This is a genomic window from Martinezella rhizogenes, assembly GCF_027460065.1.
Classification (GTDB): Bacteria; Pseudomonadota; Alphaproteobacteria; order Rhizobiales; family Rhizobiaceae; genus Agrobacterium; species Agrobacterium rhizogenes_C.
Genome location: NZ_JAPYZZ010000014.1, coordinates 1 through 16,166, shown reverse-complemented (window position 1 = coordinate 16,166; position 16,166 = coordinate 1). Strand labels below are relative to the sequence as shown.

Annotated in this window: 16 protein-coding genes, 1 pseudogene and 1 riboswitch; of the genes and pseudogenes, 6 read left to right on the top strand and 11 right to left on the bottom strand. The window is 59.2% G+C overall.

Translation table 11 applies throughout. The annotated features are described in order from the left end of the window. The first annotated feature begins 21 nt into the window (after positions 1 to 21). The gene (locus O8B93_RS19630) at positions 22 to 1,008 is read left to right on the top strand and encodes a beta-ketoacyl-ACP synthase III (protein WP_269711578.1); all 987 of its coding nucleotides are present in this window, start codon (positions 22 to 24) and stop codon (positions 1,006 to 1,008) included. Between the two features lie 36 nt (positions 1,009 to 1,044). Here the strand turns inward: O8B93_RS19630 and O8B93_RS19625 are convergent, their stop codons facing one another. Then, complete coding sequence (locus O8B93_RS19625) at positions 1,045 to 1,938, bottom strand: DMT family transporter (RefSeq protein ID WP_269711577.1); 894 nt, start codon at positions 1,936 to 1,938, stop codon at positions 1,045 to 1,047. Positions 1,939 to 1,981: 43 nt separating this feature from the next. Continuing rightward, positions 1,982 to 2,383 carry a tautomerase family protein gene (locus O8B93_RS19620; protein ID WP_269711576.1) on the bottom strand — a complete coding sequence of 134 codons (402 nt, stop codon included), beginning with the start codon at positions 2,381 to 2,383 and terminating at the stop codon, positions 1,982 to 1,984. A 91-nt stretch (positions 2,384 to 2,474) separates the two neighbouring features. On the opposite strand from O8B93_RS19620, the gene O8B93_RS19615 reads away from it, so the two are divergent. After that, positions 2,475 to 3,317 carry a LysR family transcriptional regulator gene (locus O8B93_RS19615; protein ID WP_269711575.1) on the top strand — a complete coding sequence of 281 codons (843 nt, stop codon included), beginning with the start codon at positions 2,475 to 2,477 and terminating at the stop codon, positions 3,315 to 3,317. A gap of 166 nt (positions 3,318 to 3,483) precedes the next feature. Here O8B93_RS19615 and O8B93_RS19610 read toward each other — a convergent pair whose 3' ends face one another. Beyond that, a complete protein-coding gene (locus tag O8B93_RS19610) occupies positions 3,484 to 4,740 on the bottom strand; it encodes an MFS transporter (RefSeq protein WP_269711574.1) in 1,257 nt (418 codons plus the stop codon). Between the two features lie 97 nt (positions 4,741 to 4,837). Here O8B93_RS19610 and O8B93_RS19605 point away from each other — a divergent pair, with 97 nt between their 5' ends. After that, a complete protein-coding gene (locus tag O8B93_RS19605) occupies positions 4,838 to 5,680 on the top strand; it encodes a LysR family transcriptional regulator (protein WP_269711573.1) in 843 nt (280 codons plus the stop codon). Positions 5,681 to 5,745: 65 nt separating this feature from the next. Here the strand turns inward: O8B93_RS19605 and O8B93_RS19600 are convergent, their stop codons facing one another. The 3 genes from O8B93_RS19600 to O8B93_RS19590 are packed head-to-tail and all read right to left on the bottom strand — an operon-like array spanning position 5,746 to position 8,093. Next, entirely contained in the window at positions 5,746 to 6,324 is a 579-nt protein-coding gene (locus O8B93_RS19600; protein ID WP_269711572.1) for a GNAT family N-acetyltransferase, read from the bottom strand. A gap of 48 nt (positions 6,325 to 6,372) precedes the next feature. Continuing rightward, the gene (locus tag O8B93_RS19595; protein ID WP_269711571.1) at positions 6,373 to 7,260 is read right to left on the bottom strand and encodes a LysR family transcriptional regulator; all 888 of its coding nucleotides are present in this window, start codon (positions 7,258 to 7,260) and stop codon (positions 6,373 to 6,375) included. A 2-nt stretch (positions 7,261 to 7,262) separates the two neighbouring features. Then, the gene (locus O8B93_RS19590; protein ID WP_269711570.1) at positions 7,263 to 8,093 is read right to left on the bottom strand and encodes an acyl-CoA thioesterase; all 831 of its coding nucleotides are present in this window, start codon (positions 8,091 to 8,093) and stop codon (positions 7,263 to 7,265) included. Between the two features lie 98 nt (positions 8,094 to 8,191). Continuing rightward, positions 8,192 to 8,400, bottom strand: a riboswitch (cobalamin riboswitch). 295 nt (positions 8,401 to 8,695) lie between these two features. Between O8B93_RS19590 and O8B93_RS19585 the strand changes: the two genes are divergently transcribed. The 3 genes from O8B93_RS19585 to O8B93_RS19575 all read left to right on the top strand — a co-directional run bounded on the left by O8B93_RS19585 (position 8,696) and on the right by O8B93_RS19575 (position 11,252). Next, on the top strand, positions 8,696 to 9,679 hold the full coding sequence (locus O8B93_RS19585) for a DUF1852 domain-containing protein (protein ID WP_269711569.1): 984 nt from the start codon (positions 8,696 to 8,698) through the stop codon (positions 9,677 to 9,679). A gap of 25 nt (positions 9,680 to 9,704) precedes the next feature. After that, entirely contained in the window at positions 9,705 to 10,733 is a 1,029-nt protein-coding gene (locus O8B93_RS19580; RefSeq protein ID WP_269711568.1) for a methionine synthase, read from the top strand. Between the two features lie 156 nt (positions 10,734 to 10,889). After that, entirely contained in the window at positions 10,890 to 11,252 is a 363-nt protein-coding gene (locus O8B93_RS19575) for a hypothetical protein (RefSeq protein ID WP_269711688.1), read from the top strand. Between the two features lie 117 nt (positions 11,253 to 11,369). On the opposite strand, the gene O8B93_RS19570 is transcribed toward O8B93_RS19575, so the two are convergent. The 5 genes and pseudogenes from O8B93_RS19570 to O8B93_RS19550 form a co-directional block, all read right to left on the bottom strand. Then, the gene (locus O8B93_RS19570; RefSeq protein WP_269711567.1) at positions 11,370 to 12,299 is read right to left on the bottom strand and encodes a sugar ABC transporter substrate-binding protein; all 930 of its coding nucleotides are present in this window, start codon (positions 12,297 to 12,299) and stop codon (positions 11,370 to 11,372) included. A gap of 33 nt (positions 12,300 to 12,332) precedes the next feature. After that, positions 12,333 to 13,298 (bottom strand): ABC transporter permease, encoded by a 966-nt coding sequence (locus tag O8B93_RS19565; RefSeq protein WP_269711566.1) that lies wholly within the window; start codon positions 13,296 to 13,298, stop codon positions 12,333 to 12,335. Beyond that, on the bottom strand, positions 13,295 to 14,293 hold the full coding sequence (locus O8B93_RS19560) for an ABC transporter permease (protein WP_269711565.1): 999 nt from the start codon (positions 14,291 to 14,293) through the stop codon (positions 13,295 to 13,297). Before O8B93_RS19560 ends, O8B93_RS19565 begins: the two co-directional genes overlap by 4 nt. Next, positions 14,290 to 15,789, bottom strand: a complete 1,500-nt coding sequence (locus O8B93_RS19555) for a sugar ABC transporter ATP-binding protein (RefSeq protein ID WP_269711564.1) — start codon at positions 15,787 to 15,789, stop codon at positions 14,290 to 14,292. The genes O8B93_RS19560 and O8B93_RS19555 overlap by 4 nt, the downstream gene beginning before the upstream one ends. Positions 15,790 to 15,918: 129 nt before the next feature. After that, positions 15,919 to 16,166: pseudogene (locus O8B93_RS19550) on the bottom strand (UxaA family hydrolase); the annotation flags it as partial.

The window sequence follows — 16,166 nt, the reverse complement described above, 5'->3', positions numbered from 1 at the left end:
ACCTTTGCGAAAGTCCTGACAATGCAGACACGCTCTTCCCGCATGGCCGGTTTTGGCCATGCCGTTCCGGCCCGTTGTGTCGGCAATGTCGACATAGAGGCCAGTCTGGGGCTGGAAGCCGGCTGGATCGAACGGCGGACCGGCATTCGCTCCCGTTATTGGGCGGAGGCGGACGACACGTTGAGCGGCCTTGCCGAAAGGGCTGGCCGGATGGCGCTGGAGGATGCGAAGATCAATGGCGATGACATCGCGCTGACGCTGCTTGCCACCTCTACGCCTGATCATCTTCTGCCGCCTTCCGCGCCACTGCTGGCGCATAGGCTGGGTTTGACACGTTCAGGTGCGATCGATCTTGCCGGGGCCTGTTCCGGGTTTCTTTATGCGCTCACCCTCGCGGATAGTTTTGTCCGCACCCACGGCCGCGCCGTCCTTGTCGTCGCAGCCAATATTTTGAGCCGCCGCATCAACCCGGCGGAAAGGGCGAGTGCCGTCCTGTTTGCCGATGCCGCCGGCGCCGTGGTGCTGACCCCTTGCCCGGAGGTGAAACGAGGGCTGTTGTCGGCCGATCTCGTTGCCGATGGCAGCGGTTACGATCTCATCCAGATCGCGGCAGGCGGCAGCAGCCATCCCTTTTCCGCCGGTATGCCTGCCGAAGATGCCCTGATGACGATGCGCGACGGCCGGGAGGTTTTCTCCCGCGCCGTAGCGCTGATGACAGAGACTTCTCAGCGCGTGCTGCATGAGGCGGAGCTGACTGCGGCCGATATCGGCCGTTTCGTGCCGCATCAGGCCAATGCCCGGATGTTCGATGCCGTCTGTGGCAATCTCGGTATCGAGCGGGAAAAGACGGTCCGCACCATAGAAAGCTTCGGCAATTCTTCCGCCGCAACCATTCCGCTGTCGCTGTCCATCACCAATGCCGAGCGGCCCTTTGCGAGCGGCGAAACCCTGCTTCTGACGGCGGCCGGTGCAGGCATGACGGGCGGGGCGGTGGTTTATCGCGTCTAGCCTTGTGGCCGCTGCAATGAGGTGATGCGGCGCGTTTCAGCGCCAGAACACCAGTGCCATGCCGATAACGACGAGCGCGGCTCCCACCCATGCGCCGGATGCCGGCCGTTCGCCCGTTCGCAGCCAGAGCAATGGCAGGATGATGACGGGTGTCGTGGCCGAGAGCGTCGAGACAATGCCGACCTTGCCGCCGGACAGCGCAAAAAGCAGCAGTGTCATGCCGAAACCAAGCCCGATGCTGCCGGTCAGCACCGTCCGCAGAAAAATGCTGACCGTCAACGACCCGTTGGGTTTGACGGCCTTGATGGGGAGCATCGTCAAGGCGGTAAGGCAGATGGCGGCGACGCCGACGCGCAGCATGGATGCGGCAATGGGATCGACCCCCGAGGCCATGACCGGTCTTGCAATCAGGGAACCGACCGCCTGGCTGAGCGCTGCGAGAAGGCCGAAGAGCACGCCTAGCCAGAGCGGCCCCTTCACGCTTTCCCACGCGTGCAGCTGCGACTTGCGCTTGCCAAAGAGGATGGCGAGCAGAACGCCCGCAAGGGTGAGTCCGATGCCGGTCACGGCCGTTGCGGAAAGTTGTTCGCCGAGAATAGCCCAGCCAAGCACGGCGGCGATGGGGGCATTGAGCGCAAACAGGATTCCCGAGCGGCGCGGCCCCAGCCGGTTCAGGCAGGTGAAAAGCAGCGTATCGCCAACGAAGATGCCGATGAAGCCGGACAGCAGCAGCGCCCACAGCGCATCCGGCTGCAAATCCCGCCAGGTTCCCGATGCGAGGACGTAAAGACCCAGTACCGAGGCGACAGAAAGCTGCCTTGTCCTGTTGAAGGCGAGCGCGCCGAGATGTCCCGCCGGGCGGGCGGAAATAAGTCCCGTCATCGCCCAGCAGGTTGCTGCGCCCACGGCGGCCAGTTCATAGATTACCATCTCGTTCCACTGCTCCGCGGGTCTGCCTCATCGCCTCGCCCCATCATGCGTGCTTGCGCGCCCATCGCTGGTTCTGCGTTTGCCCGCCATAACCATAGGCGTCGCCATCCACGGCGTGGACCAGCACATAGCTTGCTTCGTGCACCGGGCCAAGCAGCCTGTTCATCTCTTCATAAACGCGGCGCACCCATTCGGTCGTCTCGTCCTTTATGTTGGTATGATCGGTAATCGAGACCTCGACATAAAATGTTGCGACCTTCTGTTCGGCGACGCTCGATCCGGCAATGATCCAGTTAGCGGGATCGGCACTTTCGACGAGAACGGCGGTAACCGCCGGGTCCTTGTGCAGAATTTCAGCAGTCAACCGGGACAACAGCGCTGCGATGTCCAGTTTCGGATCGGCTGCGTTCTGCGGTCTGGTGTAGCGGGCTTTGATCATGGGCATGGTGTTGTCTCCTTGTTGCCGAAAACCACCTTGCGCAGATTTCATCATAATGAGAAGATAATGATTATTATCTCATTCATAGTGATTTTATATGATTGACCTTGAAAGTGTCCGCCTCTTCATTCTCTCCGTCGAACTGGGTAGCCTGACGAGGGCGGCCGAGGCTGCGGGAACCGTGCAGCCCGTCGTCAGCCAGAAGCTGAAGATGCTGGAGCAGCGCCTCGGCAGACGCTTGATAGACCGCTCGCCGCGCCACCTTCGGCTGACGGAGGACGGGCAGGTGTTCCTGCCCAAGGCGCGCGAGCTGCTGGCCAAACATGAGGACGCGCTGAACTTCAGTGACGAGCCGCCGCTGCATTTTGCGCTGGCGGCCAGTGATCACGCGATCGGGGGCCGCCTTTCGGCAGCGATAAGAGCCATGCGCGCATCGCTGCCGGCCAATGCTGTCATCGACGTGACCATGGGTTTTTCCCGCCAGGTGAAGGAAAGCTTCGCATCCGGACTGGCGGATGCCGCCATCATCCGTCGCAATGGCGGCGGGTCCGACGGCGAAGTGCTGCGCACCGACAGGCTGGGATGGCGTGTGGCCCCGGACTGGCGACCGCGCGCCAACGGCGCCGTTCCGCTTGTGTCTCTTGGGCCGGGATGTGGCGTCCGGGATATTGCAATATCCGAGCTTGGAAAGGCCGGTGTGGCCTGGCGTGACGCATTCACCGCCGGAAGCTGCTCGGCGCTGCTTGAAGGCGTGCTTGCCGGTGCAGGCGTCGCCGCCCTCGGCGACATCAGTGCCCGAGGCCTGCCTGACCGCGGCGTCGAACTCGGCCTGCCACCGTTGCCACCCTCGGACATCGTTCTTCTGTCCCGTGCACGGACACCCTCTCACGCATCGGCCATCAGGGCTCTTGTCGCTGCGGTATCGGGCGTGGGCGAGTAATGCAGAATGATATCCGGCAAGAGGGGAAATCGAGGATTTAACAGTATTTTTAGAGGGGGCTGGCTGGGGAACCTCCGAAGGCGGCGGTCACCGGCATTGCAGCAGCGCCAGGCGCGGCATACGGCCGCTTTCTTCCGTGCGTGGCTATAAACCTCAAAATCCTATCTCACGGCGAACCGGTTTGAGCTTTCGGCAGGCGTGGTGACGAGATGGCCAGAGGCAATGCGGTCACGACTACCGGCACGATTAGCGCTGACCATGCCACCCCATAGCCAAAACTGTCGACCAGGAGCCCGAACAGGTAGGGGCCAATTGCCATGACAGCCAGACAGATCGTGGATGCGAAGGCGATTGTCGAGGCTATCGAGCCTTTTGGTGCGCTCTCAGCGATCTGCAGAAGGTAAAGCGGAAACCAGCCGATCCCGAATACCCCCAATAGGACAAGCACCAGGAGGATCACAGGCGGCGGCGTGCCGACGGGAAGAAGCGCGAGGAGCGCTGCGGCACCCGCAGCAATGACTGATACCAGTCCAAACGATTGGCCGCGAAGACCGGGCCGGAAACGATCGCTGAGCCAGGGCAGGAGAATGCGGCCGGGAATGCCCGCAAGCTGTGTTGCGGCAAACATTGAGGAGGCGACAAAGAGACCAAGTCCCAGTCCGTCCGCCATGAAGCCGATGACGTGTGCGGTCAGGGTGAATTGAAACGCCGACATCGCAATACCAAGCCGTAATACAGGCCAGAAACTGCGATCCTGCCCGACGATGCGGGCGAGTTTTGCCAGGGGGAGCGGACGCTCTGTTTTGGCCGCAATATCTCCTCCCTCGCGATACAGCCCCCAGAAAAGCACAGCGCCGACGATGGAAACTCCCGCGCACAGCCATGCCGCGGCATGCCACCCGTAACGAACTGCCATGAATGGCAGGAGGGCCGCTGCGATCATCGTTCCGAAGGGAACCGCGGCCTGCCGAAACCCTGTAGCTATTCCGCGCTTGGCGGGCGGGAACCAGCGCATGATCGCCCGCGTGCCGCCCGGTTGGACAGCAGCATAGGTGCCGCCCAGAAATGCGATGCAAACCAGCAGCGCGGGCAGACTGTTTGCGAATGTTGCCGCGCAGGCCATGGCGATCGCCATGCCTAGCATGGCGATGCCGACGATACGACGCTCGCCGTGAATGTCTATGGCACGGCCGAGCGTGAACATCGTCGCGATCTGGACACCGTTCATGACGGTGACGGCGAGTGACGCGGATGCGAGCGAAACGCCAAATGCTTCCCGCCAGAAGGGCACGAGAATGTAAATTCCCTGCGATACGAACGAGCCCGCGGTTTGCGTTCCGACCGCCACGGCAAGCACTGCCCATATACGGGGATCGGCGGCAGGGGCAGGGGCAGACGAGGACGAAGAAATCTGTGACGACACGAAAAACTCCTATCAAGATGTCGTGCAATAGCCGTCCTGAAGGGTCGATAGAATTAGGGGCTTGCAAGTTTCAGCGATAACAGTTTGTTATGAATGCATGCGCTCATTGGATCCTGAGGCCGTCGAGGCTTTTCTCCTCGTTGCCGAACTACAGTCTTTCACGCAGGTTGCTGGCGTGATGAATACCTCGCAGGCGGCAATATCACTGCGTCTACGCCGGCTCGAAGACATGCTGGGACATCGTCTGGTCGAACGGACGCCGCGCCGCATGCGGTTGACGGCCGCAGGCGAACGCTTTCTGGAACCCGCGCGCGCCTATGTCTCTGCCGGTCGTCGCGCGCTTGATGTCTTTGGTCAGGAGCCGACGCGGCTGGCGATCGGTGTCACGCATCATCTGATCGGGGCAGACCTGCCGCGGATACTTCGGGTGGTCAGCGAGCGCGTGACGAGCGTTACGCTTCATCTTCGCACCGCCGGCACCAGAACCCTGCTTGAACTCTATGATGCCGGAGAACTCGATGCGATCGTCGTGTTGCGACACGATGATATCCGTCGGGATGGAGAACCGCTGTTTCAGGAAAGCTTTGGCTGGTACTGCAGTGCGGATTTTGATCTGCGTTCAGACGTCCCCGTGCCATTGGTGCTTCAGCCGGAACCTTGCAATTTGCGAGCCATGGCTCTTCGGACGCTGGAGAGCGCGGATATTGCGTGGCGCGAGGTATTCGTCGGGACCGGGGCAACGGCGGTGGGAGCGGCTGTCGAAGCCGGAATTGGTATCGGGCTTCTGGCACAAAGTGCTGCTCCCGCCGGTGTGCGGCAAGTCAGGAGCCGCTCGCTCCCGGAACTTCCGAAACTGGATGTCGTGATGATTTCCACCGTCACCGGCGACCACGCGAATGCGGTGCTTCGACGGATCACAGTGGCATTTCGTCCCTCCTGAATCGATGGGCGTTTTGCCGCCCGAGGTGAAGCGGCTTCGAATAAAACACAAAGTCATCTTTGTGCTTATTGAACATCCTCATGCAGAGACTTCTCGAAGTCGACACTGCTATCCGTTCCTCTCGTTGACGGATAGGAGAACAGGCCGAACTCGCTGTACCCTTGGCTCCTCCAGAAGCAAAGTGTGTCAGGTGTTTCTGCATCTGCATGAAGATAGGACGTGATGTAGCCCAGTTCGCGTGCCTTGTTCTCCAGAACTGCCACGACCGACGACCCCAGTCCTTTCCGCCGAGCACCCGGTTCCAGATAAACCCGGGCGATCTGACACACCGTGTCCGCGTCGCGGTAGCGATCGCGCAAGCGCTCTCTCGTGGATGGCTTTTTTTCCAGACCGTAGAGGCCTCCGGAGGCGATGATGCGTCCTCCGTCGTCCCGGACGAGAAGAAAACCTCCGCGCTCCCCATTCGAAAACCAGTTTTCGGGCGGGGCTTTCAACAGTGAATCCAGATCGGAGTGCCAGGCTGGCGTGTAACCGATCCCGTAGAATTCATTGATCATCCGTAGACAGAATGTTCGCGCCTCTGCTTTTACCTCACTCGCGGCGTCATCTGTCAGCCATGCCGACAATGAGTTCTCAACATGCATGCAGGTGCTTCCTCTTGCTGGGGCTGCGAACCGATCGAAATCGGCACGTCAGGCTAATGTTTGACGCGACGTCTCGAGAAACCCGGCGATGAAAACGACAGTATCGTCACCATTTCTTAAACCGAGATGGATGCTTTTCTGGATACCGCTCTGACCGATGCGGACGGCGCGGACACCGAGTGCGGCCGCCTCCCGTCGCACCAGCCAATCGGGAATGGCGCTGACCCCGCGGCCTGCCGCCACGAGCTGGAGCATCATTTCCGTTGTTTCGATATTGCGGTGATGGCGCGGGCGGCAATTGGCAGGCACCAGAAATTGCGTGAACACATCCAGCCGCTCCGGCGGCACCGGATAGGTGAACAACGTCTCATCCAGCAGATCCGCAGGTTCGGCATGGCGTTTCAGCGCCAGCGGATGATCGACTGGCACCGCCAGCACCAGCTCGTAGTCGAACACCGGCAAATAGTGAATTCCGGGCATCTCGATCGGATCGGGTGTGATCAGGATATCGATTTCATATCCAGCCAGCGCTGCCACGCCGCCGAAAGCAAACGAGGTCGTCAGTTCCAGGCCCACATCCGGCCATTCCATGAGGTACGGTTTTGTGACACTCATCAGCCACTGGTGACATGGATGGCATTCCATGCCGATCTTGAGCGAGCCCCGCTGTCCGTGTCGATAATCCGACAGAACATTCTCAGCCCTCTCGATCTGGGGCAGAACGCGCTGCGCCAGCGTCAGGATGTAGCGGCCGGCGTCGGTGAGACGAAGGTTGCGGCCATCCTTTTCCCACATCGCCACGCCGTATCGATCTTCCAGCTTGCGGATTGTGTGGCTGAGAGCAGACTGGGAGACATTCAGCCGCTCGGCCGCGGCCGTGAGGCTGCCCATGCGGTCGATTTCACGCAGGATCGAAAGATGTTGCCTGTCCAGCATGGCTATTCCCTTCCCTTATCAAGGGAAACGACTTCGGCCGGGTCGCGAATGGGAGCTGGCCGGTGGTCCTTGTCGACCGCCACCATGGTGAAGTGTCCGGTGGCCGTGATGTGTCTCTTGCCCGTCAGAAGATTTTCGGACCAGAGTTTTGTCTGGATCGACATGGAACTGCGGCCCACGCGTTCGACATGTGCCGCCGCCTCGACAATTTCGCCGATCTCGATTGCTCGTGCAAAATCGATGCGCTCGGATGACGCCAGCACCACTAGCTTGCCGCAGTAGCGCGAGGCTGCAACGAAAGCGGCTTTGGTCATATAGGCGATTGCTTCGCCCCCGAACATCCGGCCGGCGCTGTTTGCCTGATCCGGAAAGACGATCTCGACCATGGCAACGGCATCGCTCGGATCCGGCGTCTCTTCAGGAAGGAGTTCTGGCAAGGCACGGCGCGCGGCGTCCTCGCCTTCCGGCATGGCCACCATATGGAAGATGCCCCGCGTACAGGTATGCCGCTGGCGACCGATAATGGTTTCCGCCACCATTTCGACCTCGACCGTGAGGGAACGGCGTCCGGCCTTCACTGGTCTCGCCGTGAATTCGACGATGTGCCCGATGCGTGCGGGTTGTCTGAAATCGATACGTTCGCAGGAGGCAGTCACGAAGGGCGTCCGTCCGAAGCGGGTCGCCGCAATGAAGGCGACGCGATCCATAAGGGCAAGACCGGTCCCCCCGAAGAGAGTGCCGTGATGGTTGGTATCTCCGGGAAAGACGATATCGATGAGACGGGTTATCGCGCCGCGCTGGGCAGGCTTTTCTATCGTTGCGGTCTCTGTCATCGGCGCTGCCATCAGGTTGCGACAGGGCGGGACATGACGCAGAGGCAAAGGCACGGAAATGCCTGTCGCGAAAGCGGCACTCCGGGACACCCCGCCCGTGGACGTTATCTATCGCGGCAGGTCTCCTGGCTTGCGGGTCATTGCTTTGGTCCGTCTTCCCGAGGCAGGCCTCAGTGACATGATGGACTTTCGCTCGTCGCTTACAGTTGCGGGGGCAGCTTCGGATTCAGGCTGTGATTAAGGCCCTCACCGAATTCCCTCTTAGCTCCGGACCTTCGTCCGCAGAACCACGATGACCAACCAATGTCGCATGTCGTTGAAGTGGTCAAGGCATCTGTCACTGGAATGTAATGGAAGCGCCGGGGGTTCGAAGCAGGTGATCTTCAGTCCGGCGCTACGCCAAATCATGAACATGGCTCATGCTTCAATGAGATAAAACCATTTTTACTCGATCAACGTCTCAGGCATATATCACCCACAGTCTCAAGTATGGTCAGCAGCAATGTTGTAAACTGGAGATATTCGAAAATAATGTTCCGTATACACTGAAATATAATTCAAAAATTTCATGTTTATATCGGGAGATAGGATGTCGGATTGCGATGAGCAAAGATTTTAATTTTGATATCAAGAGAATTTCTTTTGATGAGGATTATCATCCTTCAGAAAACACGCGTATGACGACCAACTTCGCCAATCTGGCTAGAGGAGAGAACCGTCAGGAGAACCTGCGCAACGCCCTGAGGATGATTGACAATCGTTTCAACACCCTGGCGCATTGGGATAACCCTGAAGGCGATCGCTATTCTGTAGAACTCGAAATCATATCCGTCGAAATGAATATTGGTGCTGAAGGCAGGAATGATGCCTTCCCGCTGATTGAAATCCTGAAAACGAACATCATTGATCGAAAAACCAATGAGCGCATTGATGGCATTGTCGGCAATAATTTTTCCTCCTATGTCCGGGATTACGACTTCAGCGTATTGCTGCCGGAGCATAACAGGGATCGTCCCCAATTCAGCGCGCCAGACAAATTTGGCGATCTGCACGGAAACCTGTTCAAGTGTTTCCTGAACTCGGCTGCTTACAAAGAGAATTTCAACAAGCCGCCAGTCATATGCTTGAGTGCATCAAGCAGCAAAACCTATCATCGGACTGACAATCAGCATCCCGTACTGGGTGTCGAATACCGGCAAAATGAGTTCTCTTCGACCGACCAATACTTCAAAAAAATGGGGTTGCAGGTCCGTTACTTCATGCCTCCGAATAGCGTTGCGCCATTGGCTTTTTATTTTGTCAGTGACCTGCTTGGGGATTACACCAATCTCGAGCTCATCGGCACCGTCAGCACGATGGAGACCTTTCAGAAGATCTACCGACCCGAGATTTATAACGCCAATTCTGCGGCGGGCGCACGCTATCAGCCGGACCTGAAGCACCAGGATTATTCACTCACTCGAATTGTCTATGATCGGGAAGAACGTAGCCGGCTAGCTATCGAGCAAGGCAGGTTTGCTGAGCAACATTTCATCAGACCGTACAGGACCATTCTCGAGCAATGGTCTGCCGATTGCGCCCGTTGACGAACAAAACATAAGGTAACCTATCATGAAAACGCTGTTGCCCACGTCAACCGCCGGCAGTTTGCCAAAACCCTCTTGGCTTGCACAACCTGAAAAACTCTGGTCACCCTGGAAATTGCAGGATGAGGAATTGATTGAGGGCAAACGAGATGCCCTGCGATTGTCCCTGAACGACCAACAACAGGCCGGCATCGATATCGTCAGTGACGGCGAGCAGACGCGTCAACATTTTGTCACGACGTTTATCGAGCACCTCAGCGGCGTTGACTTTGAAAAACGTGAGACCGTCAGAATTCGTAATCGCTACGATGCCAGCGTGCCGACGGTCGTTGGTGCCGTGTCGCGCGAAAAGCCGGTTTTTGTTGAGGACGCCAAATTCTTGCGTCAGCAGACGAGGCAGCCCATCAAATGGGCTCTGCCAGGTCCCATGACCATGATCGATACGCTCTATGACAGTCACTATAAAAGTCGCGAAAAGCTGGCCTGGGAATTTGCCAAGATTCTCAATCAGGAAGCCAGGGAACTGGAGGCTGCCGGCATCGACATCATCCAGTTCGACGAGCCCGCATTCAATGTATTCTTTGACGAGGTGAATGACTGGGGCGTTGCCACCCTGGAGAAGGCAATCGAAGGGCTCAAGTGCGAAACCGCCGTGCATATTTGTTATGGTTACGGCATCAAGGCCAATACGGACTGGAAAAAGACCCTGGGGTCGGAGTGGCGGCAATATGAGGAAGCTTTCCCCAAACTGCAGAAGTCCAATATCGATCTGATCTCGCTGGAATGCCACAACTCCCGTGTTCCGATGGATCTCATCGAGCTCATTCGCGGTAAAAAAGTGATGGTTGGCGCCATTGACGTTGCAACCAGTACCATCGAGACCCCCGAGGAAGTCGCGGATACCCTGCGAAAAGCGCTTCAGTTTGTAGATGCCGACAAGCTCTATCCCTGCACCAATTGCGGCATGGCGCCCCTCTCGCGTCAGGTCGCAAGAGGCAAGCTGAATGCTCTGGGTGCAGGGGCGGAAATCATCCGAAAGGAGCTTTCCGCCTAGTGCTGGATGATGCATGCCGGTTCACCCCTTAAGGGGGAGGACTGGGGTAATGCCGGCGAGTGCGGGGTCACATCCGCCATTGCCTCTCACGGCAGAGGCGCTATCATGATCACGCTGTAAGATGGTAAGCTTTGGGAGGAGCGACACGTGAGACGGATGTGGCCAGACGAATTTGCCTTTCTGCTCGATGATGCGGAAGAGGTTGACCTTCATATTCCACCGGTAGCACATGACGATGGTTCGCCCGGAAAAGCGATATCCAGAAGGGCCCTGAAAGCCCGTATCAGCCAGCAGGATTTTGAGAAAATCTGGCCTCTCGCGGAGGTTCGCTATCGGTTGAACGGAACACTTACGGGTAAAGCGATTACACTGATCGCCAACAACCCTCATTACCAGAAATGGCACCCCTCCGATGGTGGCAGCGTGGAGAGCGTCTCCGATAGCGGCCAGAAACACACGACGCCCTATGTGATCGTGCACTTTCTTCTGGATGATGTTCGCGAACATGCTGAAGCCTGAAGTCCGCGGAGCGGTTTCTTGGCGATGACGATGGAATAAGCCGCGCAACCGAGATAGTTGCGCGGCCTTCTTTACATGCTGGCGTGTGACGCTCGCTTATGTCCGATGCTGCATCGTTCAGAAGGCGGGCTTTTCCTTGTCCACATTCGCCTTCGTCACAACCGTCAGCGGAATGGGCAGACGAGCGTCGATCGTCTTGCCGTTCAAGACATCTGCCATGGCGTTGATTGCCAGCAGGCCATCCTCGATCGGAGATTGCACGATAGTGGCGTACATCTCACCGTTCCTGATCGATTCGAAGGCGTCTTTCTGGCCGTTGATGCCGACGATCGGCGGTGTCGCCTTGCCAGATTTTGCTTCTTTCCACGCGTCGATGAAGCCGCGCGCCATGGTGTCGTCATTGGCATAAACGCCGGCGATCTTGTCACCGAAACGGGTGATCAGGTCGCGGCTGGCGACGAGCGCCTTCTGCTGGTCGAAATCCGCATTGACGGTATCGAGAACCTCGATCTTGCTGCCGAGCGCCTTCAGCTTCGCGTTGAAGCCGTCGACGCGGCCGATGGTGGTACCGTTACCGGCCTGGCCGGCGATGATGACGATGGCGCCCTTGCCGTCCAATGCCTTTTGAAGCGCCTCGGCCGCCATTTCACCTTCGGAATAGACATCCGGGCCGGTGAAGGAGGTGATGAAGGGTTTGGCCGCGTCATTCATCGGCGAATTGATGAGATTGACGGGAATGCCGGCCGCCTTGGCTTTTGCAAGCCCGGGAATATAGGCCTGCGGATCGAGCGGCCATAAGATGATGCCGGCCGCCTTGCGGGCAATGCAGGTGTTGATCTGCTGCACGCCGGTCTGGACGTCGAAATTCTGGCTGAGGCTGAGAACCTCAACGCCGAGTTCCTTGGCCCGCGCATCGATGGCCTTGTTGGCCGGCGTGACATAGGCGTGGGAATCGGCGGCCGTGACGTAGCAAACCGTCTTGGCCTCGGCGAAGCCGGCCGAGGCGATAAGCGCCGCCACACCGGTAAACAGGGTCTTTTTATTCATGATCACAAACTCCTCCTTAAGTGACATGTCTGGTTAAAGGGATTTCAGTATCGGCATCGCCGGACGCGGCCTTGCGCGCACGGTGCGGTCGAGCACGACCAGCAGGATAAGGATCAGGCCGTTGACGATCTGCTGGACGTAAGCCGGCACGGACTGGAACTCCATCGCCGTGGTCAGTGCCGCAATCGTCAGGACGCCACCGAGCGTGCCGAGTGCCGAACCGCGGCCGCCTTCCAGCCGGGTGCCTCCCACCACCACGGCGGCAATGATGACGACGGTGATTTCCGCACCGAAGACCGGCGAGCCCGTATTGGTCGTCAGGCTTTCGAAAACGCCCGCCAAACCGGCGAGCGCGCCGGCGAAAACGAAGCTCAGGAACAGCGTCCTGCCGGATGATATGCCGCTTGCCTCGGCGGCAGCGGGGTTCGATCCGACCGCAAACAGGTTGCGGCCTGAAACGGTGCGCCTCAGCCAGAAATCGAGCAATACGATGCCGGTGAGAAACAGGGCGCTGCGGGCCGTGAAGAACTCCGCATAGACCTGCGACAGTGTGACGGCGAAGACGATATCGGTGCCCGAGACCGGCTGGCTGCCGGTGACCCAATGGGCGAGCGAGCGGAGAATCAGCATGCTTGCGAGCGTCGCTACAAGCGCATTGATCTTCAGACCGACGGTAAGAATGCCGTTGAAGACACCCGCGGCGATGCCGGTCAGCACCCCGAGCGCTGCCGCTGGCCATATGCCGAGTTCCGCCTGCAGCGAAATCGCCACGATGCCGGAGAGCGCAAAGACCGCGCCGACGGAAAGATCGATCTGGCCGGCGATCAGCAGCACCGTCAGGCCGATGGCGACGATGCCGATCGACGCTCCGCGATCGAGACCGAGGCTTGCCGTGGTGAGGCTGACAAAGCCGGGCACGGTGAGCGCGGCAATGACCAGCGTTGCGCCCAATATGATCGTTACCCGATATCGGGACAGTGCAGACAATAATTCGTTCATGCCACGGCCCTCCGGCGAAGCGCGACGTCGAGGGCCACCGCAAAGGCGATGAGCAGCCCGAGGACGAAACCCTGGATCGGGGTCGGAACCCCCTGCAGCACCATGACATTGGTCAAGAGCTGGACGAGGACGAGGCCGGCTATGGCGCGCGGGACAGAGCCGAAGCCGCCCATGATCGAGATGCCACCAACCACGACGGCCGTAATGGCGCTGAATTCATAACCCGTTCCGACCAGCGGACGCGCACTTTGCAGGGTAAGGCCGAGCAGGCCACCACTGAGGCCGGACGCAAGCCCGGTGATGACGAAAGCCCCGGCCTTGACCGCCCGGACCGGCACGGTGCTGGCCCGCGCCGCCCGGTAATTGCCGCCGGTTGCGAGTGTCCACCGGCCCCAGATGGTGCTCGACAGGACGAAATGGCCTGCTATCGCGACGGCGAGAAACACCAGCACAACAAGCGGAATGCCGAGAATGCGGCTTTTGACGAAGGCGGCGATGGCCGGATCGGTTCCATAAACGATGACGCCGCCGACCGCCGCCTGCACGATGCCGAGAATGATGGTGCCGAGGCCGAGGGTGGCGATGATGGGATTGACGCCGATATAACCGATCAGCAATCCGTTGATGAGACCGCAGGCACCGGCAAGTGCGATGGCCACCAGGAAGGCCGGAACGGCGCCGATCTCCGGCTGCAACGCCAGAGACAGGATCGCGCCACAGGCGATGGTCGCCGGCACGGAGAGATCCGCGAGCCCGCCGGAGACGAGGACGAAAGTCATGCCGACGACCACGATGCCGACGATGGCCATGGATGTCAGGATATTGATGAAATTGCCCGTCGTGAAGAAGACCGGGCTTGAAAACGAGCCATATAGGGTCACGAGAAGAATGGCCAGCAGGAGGCCGCCTTTGGTGAACAGGCCCGCCAGCCGCCCGCCGCGATGAAAACGCGGGGCGACATTTTGCTTTTCGGTGATCGCGGTGATGTCGCTCACGCTGGTTCTTCCCCTGTTGCAAGCGCCATGATGCGCTCTTCCGTCAAGTCTCCGCGTGCAATCGGGGCGGAGGCGCGTCCGTCGCGCATCACCACCACCCGGTCGCAGACCCCCATTACCTCAGGCAGTTCCGACGAGATCATCACCACCGCCATGCCGCCGGCCACGAGTTCGCCGATGATGCGGTGGATTTCCGCCTTTGCGCCGACATCGACGCCGCGTGTCGGTTCGTCAAGGATCAGCACCTTCGGCCCCGCCGCCAGCCAGCGCGAAATAATCGCCTTCTGCTGGTTGCCGCCCGAAAGCAGGTTGATGCGCCGCTCCGGATCGGGCGGGACGATGGAAAAATCGCGCGTATATTTCGCCGCCAGTCCCCGATCCCTACTCATGCCGATGCGCCCGAAACGGCTGAGACGCCGCAGCACCGGCAGGCTGATGTTTTCGCGCACGCTCATGGACGGTACGATGCCATCGCCTTTTCGGTCTTCGGGAACATAGGCGATGCCCGCCTTGACGGCCGCTGCCGATGAACCAATCCTAACGGCCTTGCCGTTTATCTCGATCCTGCCCGTGGCCAGCGGCGCAAGGCCGAAAATCGCCTGGGCGACTTCGGTGCGGCCGGCGCCCACCAGGCCGGTCAGCCCGAGAATTTCGCCTGACCGCACATCGAAACCGACGTCGTGGAATTTTTCGCCGTCGCGCAGTCCTGTGACCTTGAACGCCACCGGGCCGATCTTCGATGGCGTTTTGGGAAAGACATTGGCAACTTCGCGGCCGACCATGAGGCGGATCATTTCGGCGGCGGTGATGCCGGCGGCCGGTCGGGTGTCGATCATGCTGCCATCGCGCAGGATGGTCACGTCATCAGCGATATCAAGCACTTCTTTCAGCCGATGGCTGATATAGATGATGGCGATGCCCTGGCTTTTCATCTTGCGCAGAATGGAAAACAGCGCCGCGGTCTCATGCTCGCTCAGGCTGGACGTCGGCTCGTCAAGGACGATGATACGCGGATCGGCGGAATAGGATTTGGCGATCTCGACGAGCTGCTGCTGGCTGATCGTCAGATCACCGAGCCGTGCCTTCGGGTCGATTGCCGCCTCCAGCTCCTTCAGAACCGCGGTCGCCTTGTGCAGCATGGCCTGCCTGTCGACCAGAAAGCGGCGGCGCGGCATGCGGCCGAGATAGATGTTCTCCGCAACGGTAAGGTCCGGAACGAGGTTCAACTCCTGATGCACCATGCGGATGCCGAGTTTCTGGGCGTCGGCCGGCCGGCGCATCTGCACCTCCACGCCGGCGATTTCCGTCGTGCCGGTTGTTGGGACATAGCTGCCGCTCAGGATTTTCATCAGCGTCGATTTACCAGCGCCGTTTTCACCGACGACGGCGTGAATACGGCCATATTCGACCGTGAAATTGACGTTGGACAGCGCTTTTACGCCGGGAAAAATCTTGCTGATCCCCCGCATCCGCAGCGCATTCGCCGTTTCCGCCATGTTCTCCTCCCTGAGCATTTTAAATTTTGATACATTAATATAATAATTTGGGGCAAGCAAATGCCCCTTGCATCTTTCATAGTCGTCGCGCACTTGCGAGGCGTTTCCTGAAACCTCCGGGCCGCTCGCTTACATTGTCGCGCCGATGGACCATGGGACGAATTCATTGTCGCCATAACCCAGAAGCTCCGATTTGGTGCGCTCGCCGGAGGCGACGGCGAGGATTCTGGTGAAGATTTCCTCGCCCTTCTGCTGCAACGTCGTACCGTCCAGCACGTCACCACAATTGATGTCCATATCTTCCCCCATCTTTTCGAAGATGTAGGAATTGGAAGCGAGCTTGATCGAAGGGGTGGGCTTGCAGCCGAAAGCAGAGG

What these genes read in the sequence shown, in the direction of transcription:
- O8B93_RS19590 (WP_269711570.1), bottom strand. Translation starts at nt 8,093, where the DNA reads ATGACAGAGACCGCAACGATAGAAAAGCCTGCCCAGCGCGGCGCGATA.
- O8B93_RS19600 (WP_269711572.1), bottom strand. Translation starts at nt 6,324, where the DNA reads ATGCATGTTGAGAACTCATTGTCGGCATGGCTGACAGATGACGCCGCG.
- O8B93_RS19565 (WP_269711566.1), bottom strand. Translation starts at nt 13,298, where the DNA reads ATGAACGAATTATTGTCTGCACTGTCCCGATATCGGGTAACGATCATA.
- O8B93_RS19620 (WP_269711576.1), bottom strand. Translation starts at nt 2,383, where the DNA reads ATGCCCATGATCAAAGCCCGCTACACCAGACCGCAGAACGCAGCCGAT.
- O8B93_RS19630 (WP_269711578.1), top strand. Translation starts at nt 22, where the DNA reads ATGCAGACACGCTCTTCCCGCATGGCCGGTTTTGGCCATGCCGTTCCG.
- O8B93_RS19625 (WP_269711577.1), bottom strand. Translation starts at nt 1,938, where the DNA reads ATGGTAATCTATGAACTGGCCGCCGTGGGCGCAGCAACCTGCTGGGCG.
- O8B93_RS19605 (WP_269711573.1), top strand. Translation starts at nt 4,838, where the DNA reads ATGCGCTCATTGGATCCTGAGGCCGTCGAGGCTTTTCTCCTCGTTGCC.
- O8B93_RS19615 (WP_269711575.1), top strand. Translation starts at nt 2,475, where the DNA reads ATGATTGACCTTGAAAGTGTCCGCCTCTTCATTCTCTCCGTCGAACTG.
- O8B93_RS19580 (WP_269711568.1), top strand. Translation starts at nt 9,705, where the DNA reads ATGAAAACGCTGTTGCCCACGTCAACCGCCGGCAGTTTGCCAAAACCC.
- O8B93_RS19575 (WP_269711688.1), top strand. Translation starts at nt 10,890, where the DNA reads ATGTGGCCAGACGAATTTGCCTTTCTGCTCGATGATGCGGAAGAGGTT.
- O8B93_RS19595 (WP_269711571.1), bottom strand. Translation starts at nt 7,260, where the DNA reads ATGCTGGACAGGCAACATCTTTCGATCCTGCGTGAAATCGACCGCATG.
- O8B93_RS19570 (WP_269711567.1), bottom strand. Translation starts at nt 12,299, where the DNA reads ATGAATAAAAAGACCCTGTTTACCGGTGTGGCGGCGCTTATCGCCTCG.
- O8B93_RS19585 (WP_269711569.1), top strand. Translation starts at nt 8,696, where the DNA reads ATGAGCAAAGATTTTAATTTTGATATCAAGAGAATTTCTTTTGATGAG.
- O8B93_RS19555 (WP_269711564.1), bottom strand. Translation starts at nt 15,789, where the DNA reads ATGGCGGAAACGGCGAATGCGCTGCGGATGCGGGGGATCAGCAAGATT.